Origin of the sequence: Streptomyces sp. NPDC102360, from assembly GCF_044766085.1 — a bacterium.
Lineage (GTDB): Bacteria > Actinomycetota > Actinomycetes > Streptomycetales > Streptomycetaceae > Streptomyces.
This window is the reverse complement of sequence record NZ_JBIWLG010000001.1, coordinates 1125393-1149641: the sequence shown is the minus strand read 5'-3', so window position 1 is coordinate 1149641 and position 24249 is coordinate 1125393. Positions and strand designations below refer to the sequence as shown.

Sequence of the window (24249 nt, the reverse complement as noted above, 5' to 3'; positions counted from 1 at the left end):
GCGGGGTGTCGTGAGGTCATCGGACCGCACGACACACGTACAGACTGGCAGAGGCGACCGGACTCATCGCGACTTCGCGAAGCCGTTGAAGGCCTGCCTGCGACGGCCCGCCCGTAGCGTCGTCGGCCTACGCCGAAGTCGCCACTCCCTCCGCATCGCCCTCGCGCAGCGCCCGCGCGTTCTCCTCCGAGCGCACCGGGGCCGACGGCGCGAGCTCGGCCGCGGCCTCCTCCGGGGAGGTGGCGCGCAGCCGGCGCAGGTAGCGCTCGTACCAGAGGAGCGAGGCGCCGAGGAAGACGACGAGGCCGCCGACGTTGTAGGCCAGGGTCAGCCACAGCGCCTGTCCCTCGGGGAACGTGGAGGCCACGAAGGCGACCGCGAACACCACGAGCAGGAAGACCGACATGCCGAGGCCGACGGCCCGGGAGCCGAACCGGAACTCGCGCGCCGCGCCCTCGAAGCGGGCCCGCAGCACCAGGTAGGCGACCAGGATGAGGGCCGGCGGAAGCAGCGCCGTGGCGGCCGTCATGTTGGTGACGATCTTCAGCAGGTCGTCGATCGAGCTGCCCGCGCCGAGCGTCGGAATGAACAGCAGCGGCACGACGATCGCGAACTGGATCCAGGCGCCGACGACGGGCACGCCCTGGTCGTTGAGCGCCACGACGCGCTTGCCGAAGACCTTGTCGGGTATCTCGGAGAAGAAGATCTTCACCGGCGCGGAGGTCCAGATCAGCAGGCCGCCCAGGGTGGCGACGAGCATGATGAGGCCGACGCCGCGCACCACCAGGTCGCCCGACAGGCCGAAGTGTCCGGCCGCCGACTGCATGGTCACGAAGATGCCGTTGCTGTACGAGACGCTGCTCTTCTTCACGAAGACGCCCATCAACCACGTGCCGACCGAGTAGAGCAGGCCGATCGCGACGCCGGCCACGATGATCGTGCGCACGAAGGCGCGCACGCCGCCCTTGAGGTCGTTCAGGTACACGCCGATCGACTCGGCGCCGCCGACGCCCTGGATGATCCACGCCAGGGTGCCGAGGAACGCCCACGCGGTGATGCCGGAGCCCGGGTCGAGGCGCATCCCGCCGGGCGACATGTCATTGGCCGGGGTGATGCCGCCGAGCAGCGCGCCCACGCCCGCGACGATGAACAGCAGCGCCATGACCATCATCAGGGTGGACCCGAACGACGTGACACTGCCGATCCAACGGGCGCCCTTCGTCGACACGAAGGTGGCGACGAAGAAGATCACCACGGAGAGCACGGCGATGAGCCACGGCTGGATGGCCCACTCGTGGCCCAGGATCATGTAGCCCGCGTACACGAGGACGATCGGCAGCAGCGAGATGAAGTAGAAGAGGTTCACGAACCAGTAGCAGAATGCCGTGAAGAACGCCCAGCGGCCGCCGAGCGAGGACTTCACCCACTGGTAGACGCCGGATTCCGAGCGGCGGTTGAGGCTCACCATCTCGGCGATGACGAGGGTGAAGGGCACGAAGTAGAGGATCGTGGCGATCAGGAAGATCGGGGCCGCGAGCGTCCCGATGGCGACGTAGTTGTTGACCACGTTGCGGAAGTTGAAGACCGCCGCGATGACCATGCTGAACAGGATCACCGCACCGATCGACCGGCGATTCGTCATTGAATGCTCCGTTGATGTCGGGAAGGGGTGGGGCTGGTGCGGCTACTTGTTGTGGAAGGTGGCGCCCTCCACGGTCACGTGGGCGACAACCGCCGTCGTCCTGGGTGCGGGCAGGATCCGGACCGCCTCGTCGGGTCCGGCCACGAGGACGGCGCCGCGCGCGAGCGTGTGCCGCTCCCCCTCGCCGCGCCAGTGCTGACGGTCGGTCAGGTCGCTGTACGGCGTTGCCTCGTCGAGCGTGGCCACTGGCGCCGTCTCGATCTCGGCGTCACCGTCCACCGGCGACAGCACGTACAGGTATCGGCGCCGGGCGACGAGGTCGTCCGTGGCGAGCGCGTCGGTGTGCTCGCGCATCGTCGTGAGCGAGTCGCCGACCGAGTACATGACGCCGAGGGGGCGTCCCTCGGCGCGCAGCGCCTGGAGCGTCCGCTGCCACTTGGTGACGCCGCCGAGGACCTCTTCGAGGTGGGCGTGGTCGCGGAAGATCCTCACGAGGCGATCCCTTCGTCGTGGTGGGGCGCGGCCGCGGACACGGAGCGCAGGTCGAGCGCGAAGCGGAACGGCTCGAAGCGCACCCGGTAGGTGTCGAGCACCTCGCTGCCCCACGAGTTGGACCCGAGGCCGAGCACGCGGTGGTTGACGTTGACGGTCACGCGGTCCTCCGGCGCCAGGTCGGTGCGGTGCCGGGCGGCGTCGATGGCCGCTGCGGAGTACGGCCACGCCGAGAACGCGAAGGGGCCCGAGTCCGCCGCGCGCACGGCGAGTCCGTCGCCGTGCGCATCGGTGAGGGCCGCCCAGCGCACGTCGCCGCGGTTGGCGCAGTCCTGGGGCACGACGTACGGGGTGAACATGTCGTCGACGGTGCTGTGCCAGCGGCCGAGGGTGGCGGCGGCGCGGGAGTCCGGGTAGTTCTCGCCGGGCCCGAGGCCGTACCAGTCGACGGAGCGCAGCTCGCGCGGGACCGCGAAGGACAGGCCGATGCGGGGCACGATGTCGCGGTAGTCGCCGACGGGTTCGCCCGCGACGGCGAGGTGTACGCCGTCGTGCGCGAGGGTCCAGGTCAGGGCGACCTTCATGGCGATGTCGAGGGTGGGCGGCGCGACGCGCGAGGACACCTCCACGACGACGGCGCCGTCCTGCTCCCGCCACGCCACCTCACGCGTCGAGGTCTGCATGAGCGAGAGGAACCGGGGCGCCCACAGCTCGTCGTTCTCCTGCTGGTGGTTGTCGACGAGCGGCTTCCAGAAGCCGACGCGGGGCGGTTCCTGAAGGAGTTCGCGCCCGCGGCTGCGCCACGACAGGTCGCCGGTGAGCAGGTCGACCGTGTACCGGTCGGCGGCCGGGGTGGTGACGACGAGCGAGGTGCCATCGGCCTCGGCGGCGACGGACGCGCGGGATACGGCGACGACGGACGCGCGGGGCACGGCCGCCTCGGTCCGGCGCGGGCGGTCGGCGACCAGTGTCTGGTAGCGGCCCAACTCGCGCATGGGCTCGGCCCATTCGTGCGCCGCGGTGGACAGGACGCGGGCGGTGACATGTGTCTCGCCGTGCGCCGCGACGTCCGGGTGCACGACCTCGCTCCACGCCTTGCCGGGCGGCACGGGTCCCGGGGTGAGCGTGCGCGATCCGACCACGCGCCCGTCGTGCAGCGTTTCGAGGACGACGACCACGTCGGACAGGTCGGTGAACCAGCGCCCGTTCGTCACTGTGCACACACCGTCCGCGTAGTCGACGCGCACGGGGCAGATGACGTGCTTGTACTCGACGAGGCCCGGGCTCGGCTCCTGCCACGGGAAGACCAGGCCGTCGACGCAGAAGCTGCCGTTGTTCGGGAAGTCCCCGTGGTCGCCGCCGTAGGAGTGGTACTCGCGTCCTTCGTCCGTGGTGTCGACGAGGCCGTGGTCGCACCACTCCCACAGGAAGTGCCCCTGGATGCTGTCCCAGGCCTCGAAGACCCGCTGGTACTCGGCGAGTCCGCCGGGTCCGTTGCCCATGGCGTGCCCGTACTCGCAGATGATGCGCGGCTTGGGGTGCGGGTGCTCCCCCATGTCGTTCATCTGCGAGACACGCGAGTACATCGTGGAGATGACATCGACGACCTCGGCGTCCCGGTCCTCCTCGTAGTGCACCGGCCGTGTCGGGTCGAGATCCTTGCAACGCCGGTACATGGCGGGGATGTTGCACCCGTACCCGGACTCGTTGCCCAGGGACCACATGACGATGGAGGCGTGGTTGCGCTGCGCGAGCACATGCCGCTCGATCCGGTCGACGTACGCGGTCTGCCACGCCGCGTCGTCCGTGATCCGGGAGAGGTCGCCGACGTTGGCGAAGCCGTGCGTCTCCAGGTCCGTCTCCGCGAGGACGAACAGGCCGATGCGGTCGCACAGTTCGTAGAAGCGGGGGTCGTTCGGGTAGTGCGCGGTGCGCACCGCGTTGATGTTGTGCTGCTTCATCAGGTGCAGGTCGCGCTCGACGCGGGCCATGCCCACGGCGCGCCCGTGCCGGTCGTCGTGGTCGTGCCGGTTGACGCCGTGCATAGTGAACGGCGTGCCGTTGAGCAGCAGTCGGCCGTCGACGATGGTCACCTCCGCCAGGCCGAGGCGGTGCGGCACGTGCTCGACACCTCCGTCGGCGCCACGCACGATCAGGCGCATGTCGTACAGGTACGGGTCCTCGGGGTTCCAGAACCGCGCGCCCTCGACGACCAGCGTGGCGTCGGTGCCCGGCGTGACGGCGCACGAGGCGACGAGGCGCTCGCCGTCGTACACCTCCCAGGTGACGTCTGGGCGCCCGGCGGCGCTGGTGGTCAGCGTGACCTCGGCGCGGCCGTCCGCGAGGCGGTGGGCGCGTACGAAGAAGTCGGCGAGGTGTGCGGCGGGCCGGCTCAGCAGGTAGCAGTCGCGGAAGATCCCGGACGCCCACCACATGTCCTGGTCCTCGAGGTATGTGCCGTCCGAGAACTGGAGCACCTTGACGACGAGGTGGTTGGTGCCGGGGTGTGCCACGTCGGTGACGTCGAACTCGGCGCTGAGCCGCGAGCCCTTGGTCATGCCGACGTAGGCGCCGTCCCAGTAGATCTCGGCGTAGCTCTCGACCCCGTCGAACCGGAGCACGGTGCGCTCCCCTGCCGGTGACTCGGGCAGCACGACGGTGCGCTGGTACACGCCGGTCGGGTCGTCGGCGGGCACGCGGGGCGGGTCGACCGGGAACGGGTAGCCCTCGTCGGTGTACTGCAGCCGCCCGTACCCGTCGATCTGCCACAGGTGCGGTACGCGCACGGTGTCCCAGCCCTCGGACTCCTCGGCGAGCGCGGCGGCCGGGACGCGCGCCGGGTGGTCGAAGAGCCGGAACCGCCAGTCGCCGGTGAGGTCGACGAACCCGCGCGAGCGGCGGCGGTCCATGGTGCGGGCGAGCTCGGCCGAGTCGTAACCGAAGAAGTACGCCCGCGCCGGCAGCCGGCCCCGCCCGGTGAGGGCGGGGTTCTCCCAGTCCGCCGGGTCCCGGTCGGCGGGGTCCCGATCGGCGGGGTCCCGGTCGGCCGGGTCCGTGAGGTGGAGAGTCATGTTCCGGAATGTAACCGGTTACATTCCTGTGCCACAACACTGCCCAAACGTGACCTAGGTCTCACCTCGCACGCCTGCCCGCGGCGCCCTGACAACGAGTCACCTGGGCGATACTGAACACCGCACTTCACCGTTCGTCCTGGTCACGGGCCTCTGGCCCGTGCGGAAAGGTCACCGATGCCTCGAGGCAAGCCCGGCGCCCCGCGCTCCGTGACGATCGCCGATGTCGCCCGCGAGGCAGGGGTCTCCCGTGCGACCGCCTCCCGCGCGATCAACGACTCGGACCTCGTCACGGCCGAGACGAAGCGCGCCGTGCAGGAGGCGATCGAGCGCACCGGCTTCGTGATGAACGCGCGGGGCCGTGCCCTGGCCACCGGGCGCGCGGAGACCGTGGGCGTCCTGGTCACCGAGCCGCTGGACGAGCTCTTCGACGACCCGACGTACGGCAGGGTGCTGCGCGGCGTCGCGGCGGGCCTGACGGGCAGCGGCTTCCTGCCGGTGATCATCCAGGCGTCCAGCGAGTCGGAGCGCGCGCTCGCGCTGCGCAGCTTCGGCCGCCGCTCGGTCGACGCGGTCGTCCACCTCACCCCGTACCGGGGCAGTGACCTGCTGGAATCCCTCGCGGGCACCGGGCTTCCCGTAGTCCTGTGCGGGCAGCTCGACGACTCGCCGTACGAGGGGATCTTCTCGACCGTCTACTCCGACGACGTGCGCGGCGCCCGCCTCGCCGCCGAGCGGGTACTCGCCGACGGGTGCGAGCGGGTGGCCGTCGTCCTCGGCCCCGCGGACAACCCGGCGACCGTCGACCGCAGGCGCGGCTACGCGGAGGTGCTCGGGTCCCGCCTCGACGAGGCGCTCGTCGTGCACACCGGCTGGGACACCGAGGCCGGCCGCGCCGCGACGGCCCGCCTCCTGGAGTCGCACCCCGACATCGACGCGATCCTCGCGGGCTCCGACCGCATCGCCGTCGGTTCGCTCGCGGCCCTGCGCGCCGCCGGGCGGCAGGTCCCCGAGGACGTCGCCGTGGTCGGCTTCGACGGCCACGCCATCGCCGAGAACTCCAACCCACCGCTGACCACGGTCGCGCAGCCCCTCGTGGAGGAGGGCCACGTCGCGGCCCGCCTCGCCCTCGACATGATCGGCGGCGCGGCGCCACGCACCGAAGTGCTCGAGATGAGCCTGGTGTCCCGCGTGTCCGCCTGACAGCCGCGAACCACGTACGCCGCGCGCCCGGCCATGGTGGGATCGGTCGTCGTGAACGGCCACTTTTGCCCACGCGAACGCCCCTTCCCCCCTGATGCCCTCGACGTGCTCGTGGGACGGGGGCCGGCGGTTCGGCCCGCGAAACGCAGCGGCGGCGCAAGCGCTCGCCAGGCTAAGCAACTCTGCGCTTCGAGGTCGGCTTCGCGCGCGAGGTGGGCGACCGCATGGTCTTCATGGACGACGGCAGGGTGGTCGAGCAGAACACACCATCAGCGGTCCTCGACAACCCTCGACACGAACGCACCCGCGCCTTCTTCTCGAAGGTGCTGTAGACCACGTCTGAGCAGGCGGGAGCAGTGGTGACACATGACAGCGGCGCCAGCAGCCACGACGGCAGCTACGACGGCCCGCTCGGCTGCCGGGACGGCTTCGAGTGGATGCAGCAGGACGCCGGAGGACGCCTGTTCATCGGGGGCGGCCGCGACCAGTACGAGTCCGCGGAGAACACCCTCGACGACCACCCCACGGCCCCGGTCCAGCGCTGGATCGACCAGCAGGCCGAACGTGCCGCGGGCGAACCCGTGCGGGTCACCCACTGCTGGGCGGCGTCGGTCGGCTACACCCCCGACCAGCGGGCGCTGTGCGTACCCGTGCACGACGGTGTCATGGCGGTGGGCGGCTGCTCGGGCTCGGGCAACCTGGTGGGTCCGCTGGCCGCACGGACGTCGGTGGGGCAGCTGCTCGACGGCGCGGACACTCCCGGCTACTTCGCGCGCAGGTGTGAGCGTGATCGGCTGCCGGTCACAGATAACCGTCGCTCGGCGGAGGCTCGTTCGGCGGAGCCTCCGCCGTGCTCCGGCTCAGCCGCATCTGATACATGCTCACGCACACCGCGGCAGCGGCGGCCATGCCACCGATCGCCGAGCCGAAGGCCGCGAGGTTGTCCGCGGACAACAGGGGCAGGTATCCGTCGCCGTCACCTCCGCCCGTGGCGCCCGTGCCACCGGAGCTGCTCTTGCCGTCGCCGCTGGGCGGCGGGGTGCGGCCGTGGCCCGATTCCGTGGGCCGGGTGGAGGGAGTCGCGGAAGCGGTGGGGAACTGGCCACCGGGACGGTCCTCCGACGCCCCCGAGGCCCACAGCACGGCACCCCCGACGACCACGACCACGCCCCCGGAGGCCAGCACCAACACCAGCCGGACACGACGCGGCACAACGGCAGCCGTCGCCGTGCTGCTGTAGTCGTACGGTGTCGGTCCGGCCCAGCGTTCGGCAGCATCGGTGGCGTACGCGTCCCCCGCCGACACCGGCGCGACGGCCTCCGCAGCGCTCGTCCCGCGCGCGGCCTTCCGACGCCGCAAGCGACGGGCGAGCACCCCCGCCATCACGAGCGCTGTCAGCAGGAAGCTGCCCAGCCCGATGATCACGTACTGCATGCGGCCGCCCCTGCTCCCCTACGACATCACCCCGCTCCTCCCATCGTACGCAGGCCAACCACCGGCAACGAGCGCACAGTTCACTCACACGGGACACACGCGACGGCGATTGCCTTGCCGCGCCACGTTCCCGGCGAAGGCCTGACCAACCGGCAAGGCCGGAACCCGCTACGGCCGGACTTGATCCAGCCCGGTCGGCTCAGCGCCCCATTTCCACCAGTCGAACCGGCCCGAGCAGACCGGACGGCATCGGGTCCCAGTCCTGCGGCGGGGTCGAGCGCCACTGCATGTAGTGGTGCAGGGTCAGTTCACCGCGTCGCGCGAGGGCACGGACGCGGTTCGCCGCGAGGTTGGTGATGTCGAGTTCCAGGACGTTCTCCCCCTCGCGCAGCGCGCGCCCCAGCGGCACATGGAACGGGAGCGCCCAGGCTGTGGCCACGGCACGGCCGTTCAACCGCACCCGGGCGCTCTCGCGTACGTCGCCGAGGTCGAGCAGCCAGTCGCGCGCACGCTCCGTTTCGGAGACGGTGAATCGGAGCGTGTAGCGGGCCGATCCGGAGAACTCCGCCTCCCGGTCGCCCAGTTCGGTCCAGGACACCAGCTTGTCCAGTGTCCTGGACGGCGGCAGGTCGGGGCCGCCCTCGCGGAACGTCAGCGTCCATGGCCCGGTCAGGTCGCGCTCGCGGCCCGTGGGCGCCGAGGTGGGAGCGGGTGCCGCGGGGAGTGCGCGCTTGGTGAAGGTGCGCAGGATGCGGGACTCGCCGGGTTCGAGCCTCAGCCGCACTTCAACCGTCGCACCGCCGCGCCGTGTCTCCGCGAGCCCCCGGGTGTCGTGCAACGGGTCGAGGACCCCCACGGATGCCGCGTCCGAGCCGAGTGGCCACCAGCCGTCGATGCGCTGCGCGGTGACGTTGGTGACGAACAGGTGGCTGCCCTCGGTGTGGCGGCGGCGCAGCACGCGGAGACCCGAGTCGGCGACCGGCTCGCGTACCGCGCCCGCCGCGGCGAGGGCCGCGTCGAGTCCTGCCCCGCGATCGGTGAGTACGACGCGGCCGCGCCCCACCCGCTGACCATGCAGTTCGGCGATGATCCGCTTGAACTCGGCCCGGCGGCGGTCGAGTTCGGCCAGCCCCGGCACATCCTCGGGCAGCTCGCCGACGAAGACCACGGTCGCTCCCGCCGCAGCGAGGTCGCGGAGCTTGCGGGCGGTCTCCAAGGGGATGAGCCGCGCGTTCGGCACGAGGACCACCGCGTACCTGCTGTGGCCGTTGGACACACCGGCGGCGGAGCCGCGGAAGTCGGCGAGCTGCCGGTCGGAGACCCAGTCGAACTGCCAGCCGCGCGCCTCCAGGCCCGTCGCGATGTCACCGACACCGCTGGGGTGGCCGTACATCCAGTCGGTGCCCTCCCACTTGTAGTCCGGGGACAGCTCGATGTCCTCGGCGCCGTCGCCGACCCCGCCGTCGGGCAGGGCCCACAGATCGTGCTGGGGGAAGTGGACGAGGACGTCGTTGCCGTGCTCTCCGGACTGCAGCACCGACTGGCATCGGGTGATGTAGCCGGTGAGTTCGGGCAGGTCGCCCCAGAGGGTGTTGGCGGGCTGGAGTTCGGCGGCCGCGTAGAAGGAGAAGCCGGGCCAGGGGATGTCCCGGGACTCCTCGGGCGAGTACGCCGTGCCGTGGAAGACGAGATGGTTGATGCCGGCGGCGAACAGCAGGTCCACGGTGGGCTTCGCCTGCGACAGCGCCACGTGGAAGTGCTCGTCGCGCCAGGTGAGTGTCTCGGCCGAGGCGAGGGGCTTGCCCAGCACATGGGCCGGCGACGAAGCGAAGCGCCAGACAAGGGACTTGGGTGCGTGGGCGGTCCCCGCGCCCTGGCGCAGGCCCGGGATCGGGATCAGTTCGGCGCCCGCGTACTCGGTCTCCGGGATGTCCGCCGCGCCGTAGATGTCGAGCAGGTGGGCGGGCGAGCCGTGCGCCTGGTTGCGGGTGAGCCAGCCGCGCTCGGCGCTCCAGGCGTCCCACGGCTCGGCGAACTGCTCGAGGAAGAGGTCGGAGAGTGTCTCGCGGACGTCGGACAGGACACGCGAGCGCACCTCGGGCGTGCCGGCGTCGGTGAACACCTCGGGCAGGCGCGGGACGAGGTCGTAGCCCCTCAGCCGGGTGAACTCGGCGACGGCCCGGTGTGTCCAGTCCGTCGCCTCCAGCTCGAACGAGTCGTGGAACAGGGCGCGTATCCCGCGTCCTGAGCCGATGGCTTTGCCGAAGTGGTCGAGATGGTGGCGCACGGCATCGCCGTCGAAGTAGTCGACCATCAGGCCCTTGCCGCCGGGGCCCGCCCGCTCGACCCGCTTGAGTACCAGGCCGCTGAACACACCCGTGAGTTGCCAACTCCCTTCCGGTGCGGTCCAGTCGAGGGTGCCGTCCGGGTGCACGCGCGCGGTGAGGTCGACGGTGTCGCCGCTGTCCGCCTCCCGGGCGACCAGGGCAGCGAGCGGCGGCTCGGGCAGCGGGTCCATGGGCGGGCGCAGGTCGGGCCGGGCGAGCTTCTCCTCGTCGACGAGGCCGGGGTGCGGCGGCTGCGTGGTGCGCACCGGGACGCCGAGCCGCTCGCCGTGCCCCAACTCCCAGTGCTCCACGAGGACTTTGCCCGCGCTCTGTTCGGGCTTGATCCACGGTCCGCCGAAGGTCCAGCCGGAGCCTGTGGTGAGGTCCACGCCGAGGTCGAGTCGGCGGGCGTGCCGGGTGGTGGCGTCGAGCGCGGCGAGCCAGCCCTGGCCGAGGTAGGCGAGGTCGTGGTCCTCGTACCCCTGGGCCTCGTAGATGGGCTGGATCTCGACGCCGCCGAATCCGACCTGCCGGAACTGTTCCAGGTGGCGCGCGAGGCCCGCCTCGGTGACGGCGCTGCCGAGCCACCACCAGCGGGTCCAGGGGCGTGTCTCACGGGCGAACCGCGGCCAGTCGAGGCCGTTCCCGGCGGTGGGGGCGGACTCGATCGGCAGGGCCGCGGCCGCCGAGGTGGCACGCAGTGCGACCGCGGACGCTCCCAGGGCGACGGTGCCACGCAGGACATCTCTTCGGCGCATCATGTGCTCGTCCTCCTCGACGAAGGTCGGCCGCGCCGGGGCGCGCGGGCCGTCGTACCGTCCGGGCCGGCTCGCCGGCGCGGCCACGGATCGAAGATCGCCCGCAGATGTTCGCAGACCCGGCCCGGCGGCCACAATGGTCGTGCAGCCGTCGGCTCGGCCATGAACGTGAACGCACGGCCGCTTCATCGGCCGCGGCATGTCGCCGCGGAGTGACCTCCGATACGTACAGGAGGCCAATGACCAGGGCGAGTTGACTTCTCCACACGCCGCATCCGCCTGCCGCCCACCGCCTTCAAGGTTCGATGCCGTGAAGACGGATCACGTATATGACCACCCCTCGCTCGGCGTCGCCACCCGCGCCGAGCGATCCGGCATGGACGGCCGTGCCGCCATGGGCGTCCGGCTCAGTCGTACTGCCACTGCCTGTTCTCTTGATCCAGGTCGGGGATGGGGCCCAGGAGGGTCCAGCCGGGGTCGAGGGAGCGGCTGGTGCGAAAGCCGTGGGCGTCCGCGTACGACTCGGTATCGGTGTCGGCGGGGGCGTGCATGAGGGTGTAGATCGGGGGGTCGTTTCCGTAGAAGCGGAAGAAGACGCGGTTCTTGTCGTGTGACTGATGCAGGATCACGTCGGTGCCCCAGAGGGCGTCGTACGTGGCCTTGTCCTTCCGAGACGTCGGGTCGCACTCCTCGGGGCGTCCGGCCTCACGGACACAGATGCGGGCCTGGATCCAGGTGATCACTTCGGCCTTCGGATGGGCGGCCGCCAGCTGTCGCATCCGGGCGTCGGCCTTGGCGAAGGCGGACTGCCGGTGGTCGATCTGCTGCTCCAGCTTGTCGAAGCGCCGCTCGTCGAAACCGCTGCCGAAGTGCCACCCCAGCATGCCGAAGACGGCGACCCGCCAGGCCAGGACTGCTGCCGCCACGACGATCAGTGTGACGAGCAGGATCCGGCCCGGCGAGCGCCGCCTGGCGCGCCGCTCTAGCTCGAGGGCGTCAGAACGACCCACTGATGGGCACCTCGACGTCTGCCTGGGCGATCGGCGGGGTGTACTTCCCGTCGAACCTGTCGTAGTGCTGCAGCGTAAACCAGTCGATGAAGCCGTACGTGGTGATCTCGTCGTCCGGGTCGAGACCGAAGTGGTCGTAGGAGTGGAAGCGCAGTGTCCCGGAGAACGTGTTCCCGCTGACCGTGTAGTCCTTCAGCTCGATGGTGTGCCCGTGGAACTGGTGGATGGCGATGGACAGCGCCCGCTGATTGTCGTTGGTGGCGGAGAAGTCGTACACCGGGTACTTCAGGCCCGTGCGGTTGAACTCCTGGTACAGCAGGTTCTGGTCGAGCTTGTCCGCGACCGTGAGCGGCGCCGTGTCACCCCGGTTGTCCTGGAGGATCCGGGTGATGATCCCCTCGGCCTTCTCGATGTACTGCTGCTCTTGTGGTGATGACGCGACCGCCCGGGACAGGGCGGTGCCGGAGCCGACCGTCTGGAAGCGGGCCGGGTCGAAGTTGTCGTCCACCGTGACGGTGCCCGCGCTCTGGCCGCCGCGGCCGTAGCGGAACCCGTTGTACAGATCGACGACTGCCTGCTGGTGGTCGTAGTCCGCCCCCTCCTTCCCGACGTTCATGATGCTGTTGAACTCGCCCCACATCCAGGACTCCGGGGTGAACGAGGCGACGTAGAACTGCCAGCTGAGATCCGTCAGTTCGCCGTAGCTGTAGTCGTTGAACGTCAGGTCGTCCGCCACCAGCGGGTTCAGCGGCACCTTGACGTCGTTCGGATCGGGCTCCTTGCGGTGCCCCTCCCGGTTCGCGGACTGGTGGATCAGCATGTCCGTCGGCACGGCCACCATGGGCTGCTTGTCGGCGTCGTCGCGCTTCCCGTCGCCGTCCGTGTCCCGCTTCAGGGGGTTCGAGGTGAGCTTCGCGTAGACCTGATCCACCTGGTCCGCCTGGCTCGTCTGGTTCATCTGGTTCGCCGACCCGTTCAGCTTTCCGGTGACGACCTGGATCTCCTTGCCGTCCACGACCGAGTCGCCGTCCGAGTCCGCGTTGTCCGGGTCCAGCTTTCCGACGGGCAGCCCGTTGCCCGTCAGGAGCTTTCCGTCCCGGATCTGCCGCTCGTCGTGGTCGCTGATCCCGTCGCTGTCGGAGTCCTTCGACTGCCGGGCGCCCTGGGTGTCCTGGGAGTCCTGGGTGGCATCGGCGGCATCGGTGCGGGAGCTCCGCTCGATCGCCTTGTCGAAGGCCCGGCTGTCGAGCACGATGTACTTGGCCGGGTCGTCGGCCGTGGCCGTGATGGTGTGTCCGTCGAGCCGCTGGGCCGCCACCTTGACCAGCCGCTGGGACTTCTCGTCGTAGCGGTAGACGGCCGGCTCGACACCGCGGCCGGTCCGCTCCGGGTCGATCGCGAAGGAGACCTTCGCCCGGCCTGATGTCTTGTCGGCCGAGAGCTGGTAGCCGTTGCCCAGATAGCCCGGCGTGGACTTCGGGAACTGCTTCTGGTCGGCCGGGAGTTCGGTGATGTCGAAGGCCTGCACCTGATCGGGACGCAGGTCCTTGACGGCGGCGGAGGCCTCGGTGACGCCGCCGTCCGCTGTGCGCTTCACGTCGAAGGCGGACTCGGCGGTGCGCGGGTCGGAGCCGATACGGCCCTCCTGGCCGTCCTCCACACCGTCGCCGTCGGTGTCGGCCTTGACCGGGTTGGTGTGCCGGGCGAGCTCCTTGCCGTCCGCCAGACCGTCCGCGTCGGTGTCCGCGTTGCCTGCGGCAGTCTTGAGCTGCAACTCACGCAGGTTGGTGATGCTGTCCCCGTCGGGATCCTCCTGGCCGTCGGAGACACCATCCCCGTCGGTGTCGCGCTGGAGCGCGTCGCTGCGGTTACCGAGTTCGACGAAGTCGGTAAGGCCGTCGCCGTCGGTGTCCTTGGCCTTCGGGTCGAGCTTGGCGCGCTGCTCGATGTCGTCCGTGAGGCCGTCGCCGTCGGTGTCCTTGGTCGGGCTCGCGCCGTCCTTGGCGAAGTTCGCCCAGGTCGGGGTGTGCGCGCTGCCATCGGGCCGAGCGCTGTACCAGAGCGTGGAGGTCTCGCCCGGCTCGATCACCCTGTTCGCCGAGGTGCTCTGGAAGGTGGCACGGTCGCCCTGCCCGGAGTCCAGTCGTACCGCGTCGGTGGCGGTGATCCGGTCGGGGAGCTCGAAGGTCAGGGACCAGTCGTTGATCTCGTGCTGGGAGATGTTCTCGACCTGGAACTGTGCGAGATAGGAGCCCTCGGGGGTCTTCTCGCGGATCGCCGCCGGCACCTTGCTCTGTTGCGGGTCGCCGGCGTTGAGCTTCCGATAAGAGATCTTGACTTCGGTGTCGCGGTAGAGCGTTTGCCCGGGAGGTGAGCCGCCGCCGTCGGCGATGGCGGACGGTGCTGCGGTCCCGAGCAGGAATAACACGGCGCTGAGTGGAATCGTGACGCGTCTGTACATGGTGCCTCCCACGTGTGGAAAGTTCCCTGTCGTCGCGAAGTAGCCCCCGTTTCACGGCACTTCACCGGTCTGCGGGAGCAGCGTACACAGCTGTGAGTGAGGGTCCCCCGATAGTCCGGAGGGGGAATTGGGGAGGAAGATTTAACTCCGTTTCGGCGGGTTCGCGACGGGTGGCGGCCTGATGCCGGGCGACCGCACGCGCCGCAACATGAACCTGCCCGAGGGGACGGTCTACGACATCAGGGGCTGCGTGCAGGGTCGGACAGAGCTTGGTGGGTGCTCGGCTCCCCTCGGCCTGCGTTGCCCGGGCCGCCACCGTCATGGCGGCGCCCCGGGACCATCGGCGATTGGTTCTGTCGTCGGGGGCGGGTGCCCTCAGGTGCGGGTCCAGCGCTGGTTGCTGCCGTTCGAGCAGGTGTAGAGCTGGATCAGGGTGCCGTTGGCGGTGCCTGCCGAGACGGCGTCGAGGCAGAGGCCGGACTGGACGCCGACGATGGAGCCGTCGGAGTTGAGACGCCATTTCTGGTTGTCGGCGCCCCAGCAGCTGTAGATCTGGACTTTGGCGCCGTTGCCTGAGCCGCCGGCGTCCAGGCACTTGTTGCCGGAGCCCTTGATCTCACCGGCGTCGGTGTACGTCCACTGCTGGTTGGTGCCGTTGCTGCAGTCCCAGAGTTGGAGCTGCGTGCCGTCGGTGGTGCTGGGCATGTCCACACAGCGCCCCGACGCGACGCCCTTGATCTGTCCGGATCCCGAAGGGGGCGTGGTGGAACCGCCGTTGAGTGCGTTGAGGACCCCGGTGTAGGCGGGCTTCTTGCTGCCGTCACCGTTGAAGAGCAGTGGTGTGTCCCCCGAACGCCAGGAGTCAGTGTCGCGCACACCCCAGGCGGTGATGCCGAGGCAGCGCGCGACGGCCAGGCAGTCGTTGGTCACGTTGGCGTAGGTCGTGGCCGAGGCACCCTGGATGTCGAGTTCGGTGATGGCCACGTCGACGCCGAGCGCGGCGAAGTTCTGCAACGTGGTGCGGAAGTTGCTGTTGTAGGGGCTGCCGCTGTTGAAGTGCGACTGGAAGCCGACGCAGTCGATGGGTACGCCGCGCTGCTTGAAGTCCTTGACCATGGCGTACATGGCCTGGGTCTTGGCCCAGGTCCAGTTCTCGACGTTGTAGTCGTTGTAGCAGAGCTTGGCGGCCGGGTCGGCGGCGCGCGCGGCGCGGAAGGCGGCCTCGATCCAGTCGTTGCCGGTGCGCTGCAGGTTGGAGTCGCGCCGGGCGCCCGAACTTCCGTCGGCGAAGGCCTCGTTCACGACGTCCCACTGGGCGATCTTGCCCTTGTAGTGGCTCATTACGCCGTTGATGTGGTCGATCATCGCCTGGCGCAGGGTGCTGCCGCTGAGGCTCTGCATCCAGCCCGGCTGCTGGGAATGCCAGGCCAGGGTGTGTCCGCGGACCTTCTTGCCGTTCTGTACCGCCCAGTTGTAGACGCGGTCGCCGGCGGTGAAGTTGAACTGGCCCCGCTGCGGTTCGGTGGCGTCGATCTTCATCTCGTTCTCGGGCGTCACCATGTTGAACTCACGGGCCGCGATCGACGTGTACGCCGAGTCGCCCAGCTTGCCCGAGGCGATGGCGGTACCGAAGTAGCGGCCGCTCTGCGCCGCCGCGGCACCGAGCGTGCTTTCGGCGGCGTGTGCTCTCGGTGCGGCGGTCAGCGCGCCGGCGGCGACCAAGACGCCGACGACCAGCGCCAACAGCAGACTTCGGGTCTTCCGGCGGGTATCGGGTCTGGAAAGGGCGTACGAGCCCATGACGGTGCCTCCAAGGTAGAGATCACGGAAGGCGAGCCGGAACCCGGCCGGCATGGTTCGAGATCTTGAACGTTGGCCGGTTTCCCAGACGGGATGATTGAGGCTTGACGAGGGCCCGTCAAGCCTTCTCGTAGAAGTAGTTTCCGTTCCTCGCCCGAAACTTTCCGGAATCCCAGTGAGTCAGCGACGAACCCCTGACGTCACTGCCGACGGACGCCGTAAGGCCGATTCGAGACGTTGTGCAGCGCGTTTGCCGGTCGGCGAGACACCTTGTCGAGCCCCAGGGCGTAGGCGCCGTTTTTAGACAGATCGGCTTCACTCCTTGACCGGAGGTCCTCACATTCCTAGCTTGTGGCGTCAATGATTCCGGGAACTTTCCGAAACGTTTTCGGAACCGCTCCGCCCCCTCAAGGAGTCCCTCTGATGTGGTTCCGCCATGCGTCCCCGTTCCGCCATGCGTCCCCGTTCCGCCTGAGACGCTTACTCACCGTCCTTGCGCCCTTCTTGCTCGTGGCCACCTTCCTCGGCGCCCATCCCGCCGGCGCGGCGACGGAGGGCAACGCTCCCGACGCCTGTGATCTCCCGTCGACGTACCGCTGGTCCTCCACGGGCGCGCTGGCGCAGCCCAAGCCGGGCTGGGCCTCGCTCAAGGACTTCACCGTCGTCCCCCACAACGGCAAGCAGCTCGTCTATGCGACGACACACGACACGGGCACGAGTTGGGGTTCGATGAACTTCGACCTGTTCACCAACTGGTCGGAGATGGCTTCGGCCCGCCAGAACACGATGTCTTCCGCCACGGTCGCGCCCACACTCTTCTACTTCGCGCCGAAGAACATCTGGGTGCTCACCTACCAGTGGGGCGGGACCGCCTTCTCCTACCGGACGTCGAGCGACCCCACCAACCCGAACGGCTGGTCATCCCCGCGGACACTGTTCTCCGGAAGCATCTCCGGCTCCGGAACGGGCCCCATCGACCAGACGCTCATCGGAGACGGGACGAACATGTACCTGTTCTTCGCCGGTGACAACGGCAAGATCTACCGGGCCGGCATGCCGATCGGGAACTTCCCGGGCAGCTTCGGCGCGAACTCGACCGTGGTCATGAGCGATACGACGAACAACCTGTTCGAAGCCCCGCAGGTCTACAAGCTCCAAGGCCAGAACCGCTACCTCATGATGGTCGAGGCGATCGGCTCACAGGGCCGCTACTTCCGCTCGTTCACCGCCACCAGCCTGAACGGTTCGTGGACACCCCAGGCGGCGACCGAGAGCAACCCCTTCGCCGGCAAGGCGAACAGCGGCGCCACCTGGACCAACGACATCAGCCATGGCGAACTGCTCCGCACCAGCGCGGATCAGACCATGACCGTCGACCCCTGCAATCTGCAGTTGCTCTACCAGGGACGCAGCCCCAACTCCGGCGGCGACTACGGCCTCCTGCCCTACCGTCCGGGTCTGCTGACGCTGCGGCGCTGACGACGTGACACGGGTCCGGCCCTGGCAGGGAGCAGGCGGGGCGGGCCCACCCGGCTCTTCGCCAACTCCCGCTCATGCGCCCCGCGTTGCCCCCGGTCGGACCCCGTCGACCTCCGGGTGGTCGGTCGCACCCGGCCGGCGGTGTGCAGATGACCTGCACACCGCTCTGCGGCTTGGATGGGGGCGGGACCCGTGACCGATTACGTGATGGCTGCCACCGACGCCGACGCCGACGTGGTCCGCGCCGTGGGTATCAGCTCCTTGAGGCGGGTCTGGAGGGGTGCTGGGCGTCCTGGGCACGCTGGGCGTCGTCTCCACCGGGTCGTCCGCCGGCGCACACACCTTCGCCCCTCAACCTCCTTGACCTCAACCACACTTGACGCATGACCCTTGCGACATGACATCGCACACGGCTCACTTCGAGATCTCCGACCTGGTCAGCCGCTTCTTCCACTTCCTGGACGAGCGCCAGTTCCCGGACGGCTGGGCCGCCGGCTTCTTCACCGAGGACGCCTCGGCCGACACGCCGGTGGGACGGATCACCACGCGGGAAGAGGTCGCCCGGCACACCCGGACGGCGGTCGAACGGTTCGCCCGCACCCTGCATCTGGCAAGCGACCTGGTAGTAACGCTGGACGGCGACCGGGCCACGGCGGTCTGGCACGCGCACATGACGCACGTCCACCGACCGGAGACGCAGTGGGCCGACCCGCTGTTCACTGTGGGCGGCATCTTCGACGCCGACCTGCTGCGCACTCCTGACGGCTGGCGGTTCAAGCGGCAGGACGTGGAGGCCGTATGGACGACCGGTCAGCCTCCGGGCCTCACCGCCTAGCGGCCACCTCCGCACGGGCCGCCGGCCGGGAGCAACGCCGGCCGTGGCGGGCCGTGGCCGGACGTGGCGGGGGCAGCGTTGTCGATGAGGACGGCGGCGATGGCGGCGGCGGGGAAGGCGTCGGCGTCGAGGAACCGGGCGCGGGCCGCGGCGCCGTCGATGAGCAGCGCGAGCTGCTCGCCGAGCTGTTCAGGGTCGTCGGCGCCGGCCTCGCGGGCGGTGTCGGCGAGCCGCGCGGCGACCGCCTTCTTGTAGTCGCGCGCGTACTGGGACGCGGGGTGGCGGGGGCGACGTCGAAGGCGGCGAGGAGCCGTTCGCGGGGCGTGAGGTCGGTGCGGTCGAACACGCCGGACAGAACGGAGGGACCGAACCGGCGCAGGTACTCGGCGACGAGTTCGTCCTTGCCATGGAAGTGCTGGTAGGGCGTGCGCTTGGACACCTGTTCTTCGGTCGGGCGGGTTCAGTTGGGGTTTTCCGCCGGTGCCGGGGGCGCGGCGAGGGCGCCCCTGCGGGTCGTCAGCACCCAGCCGAACAGCGCCGTCACCGGAATCATGATCATGGCGTAGACGGCGGCCGGGATCGCGAGGCGCACGCTGCCCAGTGTGGTCATGGCCAGCGTCATCGCCAGGGTCGCGTTGTGCGCGCCGATCTCGAAGGCGGCCGCCACCGCCTGCCGGTGCCGTACCCCGACCGCCCGCGGGACCCAGAAACCCACGCTCAGGCTGACCAGGCAGAACAGCAGCGAGGCGAGGCCGACGGAGGCGAAGTAGCCGCCCAGGTGGGCGCGTTCGCTGAACACGGCGCCCAGGACGACCAGGGCCAGGACGACGGTCGACACGAGTCGTACGGGGCGGTCGAGGCGTTCGGCGAGCACGGGCTTCGCACGGCGCAGCAACATGCCGAGGGCGACCGGGATCAGGACGATGGCGAACACTTCGAGGACCTTGCCGAACTGCAGCGTGACGCCGTCGGCGCCGAGGTCCGGGGCGAAGTACCAGAGGCTGAAGTTCACCACGAGTGGCACCGTGACCACCGCGAGGACCGAATTGACCGCGGTGAGTGTGACGTTGAGAGCCACATCGCCGTGGAAGAGGTGGCTGAAGACGTTGGCGACGGTGCCGCCGGGCGACGCGGCGAGCAGCATCATGCCGGTGCCGAGGACCGGCGAGAGGTCCAGGGCGTAGGTGATGCCGAAGCAGACGGCGGGCAGCGCCACCAGTTGCAGCAGCAGGGCCACCGTGACGACCTTCGGGTGCCTGGCGACGCGCCGGAAGTCGGTGACGGTCAGGGACAGGCCGAGCCCGGCCATGACGACGGCCAGCGCGACGGGCAACAGGGTCTGGGTGATGACGGAGTTCATGGGCGGGCTCCGGGAGACAGGTCTTGCGACCGGACGGACGTCGGCGGACGTCCCCGCCAACGAGAAAGCGGGACCGCCAGGTGCACGGTAGGTCGCCGCCCCGGCCCACGGGATTGGTGCGGGGGAACGAAAGGCCGGTGATCAGTCGTGGTCGCGTGCCAAGCGGAGCCGGGCGCCGCGTTCCTAGCCTGAAGCCCGAGGCGGTCAGGACCCCGTGCTTAAGCCCGGCGGCCGTTACTGGGCGGCCGGCCCGATCCGTAGGCAGCCCGCCTGCCCCGGGCGGCCCGCTCAACAGACAGCCCGCCCCTCACCGGACACACCCGCCCGGCGGGCGACACCGCCACCGCCTCCACCAGCGCGGCCGTTCAAGGCCGCGTCCCGTCAGCCCAGCAACCCTTGCGTTCCAGGAGGATCCCCCCCATGACCGACCTCACCGGCCGCCGCGCGTTCGTCACCGGCGGCGCGAAGGGCATCGGCCGCGCCATCGCCGAGAAGCTCATCGCGTCGGGCGCCCGCGTCGTCATCGCCGACCTCGACCTGGCCGGGGCCGAGGCCACCGCCAAGGAGCTGGGCAACGACACCGTCGGCCTGCGCTGCGACGTGCGCTCCAGCGACGAGGTGCAGACCGCGGTCGACGCCGCCGTCGAGGCCCTCGGCGGCCTGGACCTGGTCGTCAACAACGCCGGCATCGAGATCGCCAAGCCGATCACGGAGCTGACCGACGAGGACTTCATGACCGTCCTCGACGTGAACGCCGGCGGCACCTTCCGTGTCACCAAGGCCGTCGTGCCCGCGCTCGCCGCCTCCGACAAGGCCGCCATCGTCAACCTCGGCTCCATCGCCGGCATGGGCGGCGGCCCGACGCTCGCCGCGTACTGTGCCTCCAAGGGCGCCATCCTGCGGTTCACCGAGACCGCCGCCGCGGAGCTGCGCGGAGCCGACATCACCGTCAACGCGGTGTGCCCCGGCATCGTCTCCACGGACATGGCCCGCCGCCTGGTGGAGCCCATCAACGCGGTCTCCCCCGTGCCGTTCGACCACCTGATCGCGGCGAAGCAGGGCCGGGAGGGCAAGCCCGAGGAGATCGCGGCGCTGATCGCGTTCCTCGGCTCCGACGACGCCCGGTTCATCACCGGCGCGCACTACGCGATCGACGGCGGGCTCACCGGCAGCCTGTTCTGAGCGGCGCACCCCGAAGCCTGTTCTGAGCAGCGCTACCGGGAGGCGGCGCGGGCGGGCGCGGTGCGCAGCACCGCCCCGCCGAGCCTGCGGCCGGCGATGAGGGCCAGCTCCAGTTCGAGCCGGTCCTCGTCGAGCGGCCGGCCGCGGGCCTGGACCGCCTTGTCCACGCGGTACTTGACCGTGTTCTTGTGCAGGTGGATGCGGCGGGCCGTGGCGACATAGCTGCCGTTCTCGCTGAGGAACGCGAGCAGTGTCTCGCGCAGCCGGGACGTCGACGCGCTGTCCTCGCCGAGCGCCCCGAGCGAGTCCGCCACCAGGTGCCGGGTGGCCTCCAGGTCGGCGGCGAGCAGCGCCGCGGTGCGGACGTCGGCGTCGCCGAAAGAGGTGACGGCGTCGGCGCGGTCTCCGGCGATCATCGCCACGGTCTGCGCGCGCAGGGCCTCGGTGTGCGTGGCCCGGAAACCGGCCGCGCCCGTCGCCGGGGTACCGAGCGCGAGCCGGATGTCGGATCCTGCGCGGGCCGTGAGCTCGGCGAGCTGTTCCGCGGCCGGGGCGCAGGCGCCGGCGCGGAGCGGGATCCAGGCCCAGGCCACCGAGCGGTCCTGGGGCACGAACAGCGGCGCATGCTGTGCGTCGACGAGCGTGGCGAGCGAGGTGAGCAGGGTCTCGAAGCGGTGCAGATCGCCCTCGGCCTGGCGGCGTTCGTCGGTCCAGGCGACCACGCCCAGATGTGTCCGGCTCAGCCGGTAGCCGAGGGAGCGCTCGGCGGCTGCCGGGTTCGTGACGTCACCGCTGACCAGGGACCTCAGGGCGGCGGCGCGCTCGGTGCTGCGGTTGGTCAGCCAGCGTTCCCGCTCGGTCTCGTAGACGGCGACGACCCGCTCCGAGACGGTGTCGACGTAGGAGAACGCCACCTCCATGGCGAGCCGCCCGGCCGCGTACGCCACCCGTGCGTCGGGTTCGCGCTCCGCTGTCCGCGTCAGGAACCAGCGCAGGACGAGCTGCTGTCCGATGCGGTAGGCGCGGATGAGGGCGCTGGAGGCGATGGAGCGCCGGGCCAGCCAGCGCGCGTACTCCTCGGCGGCGGCCGGGGCCGTCAGCCCGCTCGTGTCGATGCCGTACCGGGCGACGTCGGTGAACGCCTCCAGGTTGGCGGCGTTGCTCGCGGCGAGCATCTCGCGCAGCGCCGGGTCCCCGCGCAATTCCGTGATCTCGTCCGACAGCACGGTCTGCAAGGCGCCGACCAACTCGTCGAGCTGGCCGCTCATTTCGGTGGCGACCGAGACGACGACGGCTTCGGCCCGCCGCTCGATCTCCTCTGGGGACGTGGTGTGCGACTTCATCTGTGTCCCGGACGGTGCGGTGGCGGACAGGGCGGTTCATCTGCGACACATCCGGAATGCGCGGCTTGTCGACCGCATACGAACGGTGTGCCCGCACGGCAGCATGACAGACCGCTGACCTGCGAAGCATTGGCTCTCGCGTCACGAAGCCGTTGCGATGTTTTGGTGCGCGAGCACAAGTACGCGGGCCCCCCGGACTTCTACCGTCTGCCACATGCACCGACTGCTGCGCAGCGCGCCGGCCGGTATGCGCCTCCCCGAGACGACAGACCACGACACGACAGACCACGACACGACAGACCAGGAGTCACCCATGTCACGCGAGTACCTTCCGTGGCTGCGGCCGCGGTCGTACGACGACCGGCCGTGCGTGAGCGACGAGCACGAGCAGCTGACGTACGCGCAGTTCGAGGAGCGCGTGACGGCGGTGGCGGAGCACTTCGCCGAGTGCGGTGTGCGGGCCGCCTCGGTCGTGGCGGTCATGCTGCCCAACCGGGTGGAGCTGCTGATCAGCCTGGTCGCCGCCTGGCGTCTGGGGGCCGTGGCCACCCCGGTGAACCCGGTGTTCACCGCGAACGAGGCCGACTACCAGATCGCCGACTCGGGCGCCGTCCTCGTCATCAACTCAGGACCGGACGCGCCGGACGGCGGCCGGCGCGCCATCGCGGTGGACGAGCTGCGGCGCACGCCGGAGGGCGCCGAACTGCCTCCGGTTCCCGCCGACGTCGACGCCCTCGCCCTGCTCGTCTACACCAGCGGATCCACAGGGCGCCCCAAGGGGGTGATGCTCAGCCACGCCAACATCGACGCGATGGCCGCGTCCATGGTCACCACGGTGCGCCTGACCGGCGACGACCACTGTCTCCTTGTGCTGCCGCTGTTCCACGTCAACGCGATCTGCGTCAGCTTCCTCGCCCCGCTGAGCGTCGGCGCCCGGCTCTCGGTGCTGGCCCGCTTCCAGCCCGAGCCGTTCCTGAAGGCGGTCGCCGAGTTGCGGCCCACGTACTTCTCCGCCGTCCCCACGATCTACACACACCTCGTGTCACTGCCGAAGGAGGTCGCGTACGACACATCGTCGCTGCGCCTCGCGATCTGCGGCGCGGCGCCCGCCTCCGAACAGCTCCTTGCCGCCGTACGGGACCGGTTCGGTGTCGATGTCATCGAGGGGTACGGGCTGACCGAGGGCACCTGCGCCTCCGCGACCACCCCGCTGGACGGCCCGCGCAAGCCCGGCACCGTGGGTGTCGCCATGCCGGGCCAGCGCATCGCGATCATGGGTCCCGGCGGGGAGCTGGTGCCGGCCGGTGAACGCGGCGAGATCGTCATCCAGGGCCCGACCGTGATGCGCGGGTACCTGAACCGGCCCGAAGAGACCGAACGCACCCTGGCCGGCGGCTGGTTGCACACCGGCGACGTCGGCGTGCTCGACGAGGACGGTCACCTCAGCATCGTCGACCGCATCAAGGACATGATCATCCGCGGCGGCGAGAACCTGTACCCCAAGGAGATCGAGGCCGCGCTGCACACCCACCCGCAGGTCCTGGAGGCCGCCGTCGTCGGGGAGCCGCACGAGACGTACGGCGAAGTGCCCGTCGCCTACGTCACGGCCGCCCCCGGTGCCGAGCCAACATCGGACCAACTCCGGTCGCACTGCGCCGAGTTGCTCACCAAGGTGAAGATCCCGATGGCCGTCCACGTCATGGACGCCCTGCCCCGGAACCCCGTAGGAAAGATCGACAAACCGGTGCTGCGTGCTGCCGCGCGGCGCGCGGTGCCCGCCCAGCGCCCCTGACTCCCCCACACCCCGACTCCCCACACCCCTGACACCCCCACGCCCGAGGAGGCGACACCC

Annotated in this window: 15 protein-coding genes and 2 pseudogenes; 7 read left to right on the top strand and 10 right to left on the bottom strand. The window is 70.1% G+C overall.

Going from position 1 to position 24249, the window contains the following annotated elements:
• Positions 1–127: 127 nt before the first annotated feature.
• Genes ACIRHA_RS05210 through ACIRHA_RS05200 form a run of 3 tightly spaced genes read right to left on the bottom strand, consistent with a single transcriptional unit; the run spans position 128 to position 5205 of the window.
• Positions 128–1642, bottom strand: a complete 1515-nt coding sequence (locus ACIRHA_RS05210; RefSeq protein WP_403840005.1) for an amino acid permease — start codon at positions 1640–1642, stop codon at positions 128–130.
• Between the two features lie 42 nt (positions 1643–1684).
• A complete protein-coding gene (locus tag ACIRHA_RS05205) occupies positions 1685–2134 on the bottom strand; it encodes a hypothetical protein (protein ID WP_403840003.1) in 450 nt (149 codons plus the stop codon).
• Positions 2131–5205, bottom strand: coding sequence for a glycoside hydrolase family 2 TIM barrel-domain containing protein (locus ACIRHA_RS05200; RefSeq protein WP_403840000.1), 3075 nt, complete (start codon positions 5203–5205; stop codon positions 2131–2133). The genes ACIRHA_RS05205 and ACIRHA_RS05200 overlap by 4 nt, the downstream gene beginning before the upstream one ends.
• Positions 5206–5382: 177 nt before the next feature.
• Here ACIRHA_RS05200 and ACIRHA_RS05195 point away from each other — a divergent pair, with 177 nt between their 5' ends.
• Positions 5383–6408, top strand: a complete 1026-nt coding sequence (locus ACIRHA_RS05195; protein WP_403839998.1) for a LacI family DNA-binding transcriptional regulator — start codon at positions 5383–5385, stop codon at positions 6406–6408.
• A gap of 191 nt (positions 6409–6599) precedes the next feature.
• A pseudogene (locus tag ACIRHA_RS05190) lies at positions 6600–6740 on the top strand (ectoine/hydroxyectoine ABC transporter ATP-binding protein EhuA); the annotation flags it as partial.
• 469 nt (positions 6741–7209) lie between these two features.
• On the opposite strand, the gene ACIRHA_RS05185 reads toward ACIRHA_RS05190, so the two are convergent.
• From ACIRHA_RS05185 to ACIRHA_RS05165, 5 genes are all read right to left on the bottom strand, one after another.
• A complete protein-coding gene (locus ACIRHA_RS05185; RefSeq protein WP_403839997.1) occupies positions 7210–7842 on the bottom strand; it encodes a hypothetical protein in 633 nt (210 codons plus the stop codon).
• A 199-nt stretch (positions 7843–8041) separates the two neighbouring features.
• Complete coding sequence (locus ACIRHA_RS05180; RefSeq protein WP_403839994.1) at positions 8042–11014, bottom strand: glycosyl hydrolase; 2973 nt, start codon at positions 11012–11014, stop codon at positions 8042–8044.
• A 320-nt stretch (positions 11015–11334) separates the two neighbouring features.
• The gene (locus ACIRHA_RS05175) at positions 11335–11937 is read right to left on the bottom strand and encodes a hypothetical protein (RefSeq protein ID WP_403839991.1); all 603 of its coding nucleotides are present in this window, start codon (positions 11935–11937) and stop codon (positions 11335–11337) included.
• Entirely contained in the window at positions 11924–14398 is a 2475-nt protein-coding gene (locus ACIRHA_RS05170) for a DUF3289 family protein (protein ID WP_403839989.1), read from the bottom strand. Before ACIRHA_RS05170 ends, ACIRHA_RS05175 begins: the two co-directional genes overlap by 14 nt.
• 375 nt (positions 14399–14773) lie before the next feature.
• Positions 14774–16198: an endo-1,4-beta-xylanase gene (locus tag ACIRHA_RS05165; RefSeq protein WP_403842108.1), complete on the bottom strand. Its 1425-nt coding sequence runs from the start codon at positions 16196–16198 to the stop codon at positions 14774–14776.
• A gap of 564 nt (positions 16199–16762) precedes the next feature.
• On the opposite strand from ACIRHA_RS05165, the pseudogene ACIRHA_RS05160 reads away from it, so the two are divergent.
• From ACIRHA_RS05160 to ACIRHA_RS05150, 3 genes and pseudogenes are all read left to right on the top strand, one after another.
• Positions 16763–17677: pseudogene (locus ACIRHA_RS05160) on the top strand (non-reducing end alpha-L-arabinofuranosidase family hydrolase); the annotation flags it as partial.
• Between the two features lie 397 nt (positions 17678–18074).
• A complete protein-coding gene (locus tag ACIRHA_RS05155; protein ID WP_403839986.1) occupies positions 18075–18512 on the top strand; it encodes a nuclear transport factor 2 family protein in 438 nt (145 codons plus the stop codon).
• Positions 18513–18565: 53 nt separating this feature from the next.
• Complete coding sequence (locus ACIRHA_RS05150) at positions 18566–18934, top strand: hypothetical protein (protein WP_403839984.1); 369 nt, start codon at positions 18566–18568, stop codon at positions 18932–18934.
• 38 nt (positions 18935–18972) lie between these two features.
• Here the strand turns inward: ACIRHA_RS05150 and ACIRHA_RS05145 are convergent, their stop codons facing one another.
• Complete coding sequence (locus ACIRHA_RS05145; protein WP_403839981.1) at positions 18973–19872, bottom strand: bile acid:sodium symporter family protein; 900 nt, start codon at positions 19870–19872, stop codon at positions 18973–18975.
• A gap of 420 nt (positions 19873–20292) precedes the next feature.
• Between ACIRHA_RS05145 and ACIRHA_RS05140 the strand changes: the two genes are divergently transcribed.
• Positions 20293–21054: an SDR family NAD(P)-dependent oxidoreductase gene (locus ACIRHA_RS05140; RefSeq protein WP_403839979.1), complete on the top strand. Its 762-nt coding sequence runs from the start codon at positions 20293–20295 to the stop codon at positions 21052–21054.
• Positions 21055–21086: 32 nt separating this feature from the next.
• On the opposite strand, the gene ACIRHA_RS05135 is transcribed toward ACIRHA_RS05140, so the two are convergent.
• Complete coding sequence (locus ACIRHA_RS05135) at positions 21087–22397, bottom strand: PucR family transcriptional regulator (protein WP_403839976.1); 1311 nt, start codon at positions 22395–22397, stop codon at positions 21087–21089.
• Between the two features lie 313 nt (positions 22398–22710).
• Between ACIRHA_RS05135 and ACIRHA_RS05130 the strand changes: the two genes are divergently transcribed.
• A complete protein-coding gene (locus ACIRHA_RS05130; protein ID WP_403839973.1) occupies positions 22711–24189 on the top strand; it encodes a class I adenylate-forming enzyme family protein in 1479 nt (492 codons plus the stop codon).
• Positions 24190–24249 lie beyond the last annotated feature (60 nt).

Bases quoted from the DNA above. Each gene is read 5' to 3' on its own strand.
- ACIRHA_RS05195 (WP_403839998.1), top strand. From the start codon at position 5,383: ATGCCTCGAGGCAAGCCCGGCGCCCCGCGCTCCGTGACGATCGCCGAT.
- ACIRHA_RS05200 (WP_403840000.1), bottom strand. From the start codon at position 5,205: ATGACTCTCCACCTCACGGACCCGGCCGACCGGGACCCCGCCGATCGG.
- ACIRHA_RS05165 (WP_403842108.1), bottom strand. From the start codon at position 16,198: ATGGGCTCGTACGCCCTTTCCAGACCCGATACCCGCCGGAAGACCCGA.
- ACIRHA_RS05185 (WP_403839997.1), bottom strand. From the start codon at position 7,842: ATGCAGTACGTGATCATCGGGCTGGGCAGCTTCCTGCTGACAGCGCTC.
- ACIRHA_RS05210 (WP_403840005.1), bottom strand. From the start codon at position 1,642: ATGACGAATCGCCGGTCGATCGGTGCGGTGATCCTGTTCAGCATGGTC.
- ACIRHA_RS05170 (WP_403839989.1), bottom strand. From the start codon at position 14,398: ATGTACAGACGCGTCACGATTCCACTCAGCGCCGTGTTATTCCTGCTC.
- ACIRHA_RS05155 (WP_403839986.1), top strand. From the start codon at position 18,075: ATGACATCGCACACGGCTCACTTCGAGATCTCCGACCTGGTCAGCCGC.
- ACIRHA_RS05130 (WP_403839973.1), top strand. From the start codon at position 22,711: ATGTCACGCGAGTACCTTCCGTGGCTGCGGCCGCGGTCGTACGACGAC.
- ACIRHA_RS05135 (WP_403839976.1), bottom strand. From the start codon at position 22,397: ATGAAGTCGCACACCACGTCCCCAGAGGAGATCGAGCGGCGGGCCGAA.
- ACIRHA_RS05145 (WP_403839981.1), bottom strand. From the start codon at position 19,872: ATGAACTCCGTCATCACCCAGACCCTGTTGCCCGTCGCGCTGGCCGTC.
- ACIRHA_RS05140 (WP_403839979.1), top strand. From the start codon at position 20,293: ATGACCGACCTCACCGGCCGCCGCGCGTTCGTCACCGGCGGCGCGAAG.